Genomic DNA, 2,522 nt, shown 5'->3' with positions numbered 1-2,522 from the left:
AATGCTCATATTTAAGCATCGTGTTCCAGACCCTCAAATTGAGGTTCTGGAGAAAAGTTTTATATAAACCTTGTCCCTCAATTTGAGTGTCTCGAAGTTCACTGCCATACAGGCAGCTTAGAAAACCACCTTCGGGTGGTTTTTTTGTTCATAAATTAGTATCTTGGTCTAAATCTATAATTTAGGGTGGGGTATGAAAAATATATTGCTTATCTTTTTGACTTTTTTTATAAGCAGCAGTGTGTTTGCTGAAAATTTTTTACAATCTAAAAAGCAAGTTAGAAATTACCTGGTGAGTTGCTTAAAAGATCCTGAAAATTCAAAATATTCGGCGGCATATAATAGTTGCTTGCTTGAAGCTTCAGATAAATTCCTTGAAAAAGCCAATATTGAATTTAGTCAACAGTTTACCAAAGCAAATATAACTACTCGTAACTCATTAGTTAAAGATAGGAATATTTACTTAAATGCAATCAAATTTTGTGAATCTTACCAAGCTGTTAGTTATGATGGATTTACCAAAGAGGCTATATGTAAACTTAAAACTGCTAAAGATTATTTAAGTTTGCTAGTAAATGGGGAAACCACCTTGCCTAATAATTGGAAAATAGAAGACAGGGTAGATAAGTTATTTATTGGATACTAACACCTAAACAATAGAAATATAGTTGTAAAGCAAAGCTCGATTCTATCGGGCTTTTTTATTGCCCGAGGAAAAGTTATGGCTTCAAAATTAGGAACACTAACACTTGATTTGGTTGCTAAAGTTGGCGGTTTTACTGGACCAATCCAACAAGCAGAAAAAACAGCTAAAGAGGCAGGAGAAGGTATCTCTGAAAGTATGAGTGTTGCATCATTAGGTGTAAAAGCACTCAGCGCAACAGTGGCGGGACTTTCATTTGCCGGCGTAGCAAGTTTCGCAAATCAAACTATTCAAGCAGGGAGTGATATTAAAAAATTTGCAGAACTTTCAAATGCGTCAATGCAGCAATTTCAATATTACGCAAAGGGAGCGGCAACTGTTGGCATAGAAATGGAATCATTTGCTGACAAGATGAAAGATATGCAAGATCGAATCGGTGATTTTGATCAAGCGCAAGGTGGTCCATTAGTGGACTTCTTTGACAATATTGCTCCAAAGGTTGGTGTGACTATTGAGCAATTTCAAAAATTATCAGGACCTGAGGCGTTACAACTGTTTTATAGCTCTTTAGAAAAAACGAATCAGTCTCAAAATAATATGAAATTTTACATGGAAGCCATTATTTCGGATTCATCGCTACTGATCCCGTTATTAAGAAATGGTGGCGAAGGGTTTAAAAAATGGGGGGATGCAGCTCAAGAAGCGGGTGCGATTCTATCAGATGAGTTTATTGAAAATACAGTAATGGCAAAGGAGCAGCTTAATCTTCTAAATTTAAAATGGGAGGGTTTTAAAGCAAATGCAATTAATGATGTGATGATTCCGTCTGTAAAAGCTTTATCTGACAATATGGAATTGGTCACAAACACAATGATGATTGGCGGTGCTTATTTGGCAGGGTCATACATTCCTGCTCTTTACAAGAGTGTTGCTGCTCAACAAACAAAAATTAGTACTGTTGTTCAAAATATTAAAGCAGAGCAACTAGCAAATGAAATCACAGCACAAAGAACATCACGCATAGCACATTTATCCACTATAGAGTTAGCAAATGCAGAAGCACAGATGGCTCGAATGTCGGGTATGGCTCGATTGGCATATATGGAAAGAACAGTACTTCCACTAAGACAAGCAAATACAGCAGCTTTAGCGGCAGATACAGCAGCACAAAATGCAAATAATGCATCCAAATCCTTGGCTGCGCGGGCAGGTGCAGGTTTATTGGGTGTTTTGGGTGGTCCAGTGGGGCTAGGTATAGCAGTGGCGGGTGTTGCTGCATCTTATTTGCTATTAAAAGACAATACAGATGAATCGACAAAATCATTACGTGAAAACAATGAAAGCGTTGATGAAGCTATTGCGAAATATCGTGAATTAGATGAAGCGAGACGTGATTCTCAGATTGTTGCTGAAAAAGAGCAGCTTAAAAAATTGGCTGAATCTTATGATCATGCGACTAATAGCTTAATCACTAATGCTTACGCATTAACTCGACATAACGATGTAACAACGGATCAAGCAAAAGAGTTAAATGCACTTATTGGTGAATTCAAAGAGACCAAAAACCTTGAAGATTTTCGTTCGAAAATTAAAGCATTAACATTTATAAATCAGGAATCTAAAGATAAATTTATTGTTCTTGCAGGCGCAGTAAGTGAAACAGGTTCTAAATATAAAACGCAGCTATCTTTAATTAAAGAAATGATTAAATTCAGCCCAGATTCAGTCAAGGCTACAGATGAACGTACGGCAGCAGCAGAGCGTGAAAAAAAAGCAGTTGAAGCGGCTGGAAAAGCTTATGCGGATTATAGCAAGCCAGTTTTTTCAGATATCAAAGAAATGGCTGCTCGAAAGTTTTTTCAAGAAAAAGGATTTTCAC

1 protein-coding gene and 1 pseudogene are annotated in these 2,522 nt (G+C 36.9%); both read left to right on the top strand.

Features of this window, described 5'->3' with window-relative positions:
- The first annotated feature begins 193 nt into the window (after positions 1 to 193).
- Positions 194 to 646, top strand: coding sequence for a hypothetical protein (locus C9E89_RS22155; protein WP_107010248.1), 453 nt, complete (start codon positions 194 to 196; stop codon positions 644 to 646).
- Positions 647 to 721: 75 nt separating this feature from the next.
- Positions 722 to 2,522 (top strand): annotated as a pseudogene (locus C9E89_RS22150) (hypothetical protein); the annotation flags it as partial.

This window comes from Acinetobacter sichuanensis (genome assembly GCF_003024515.2).
GTDB classification, from domain to species: domain Bacteria; phylum Pseudomonadota; class Gammaproteobacteria; order Pseudomonadales; family Moraxellaceae; genus Acinetobacter; species Acinetobacter sichuanensis.
The sequence above is the reverse complement of the archived record's forward strand: the minus strand, read 5'-3'. Positions and strand labels throughout refer to the sequence as shown.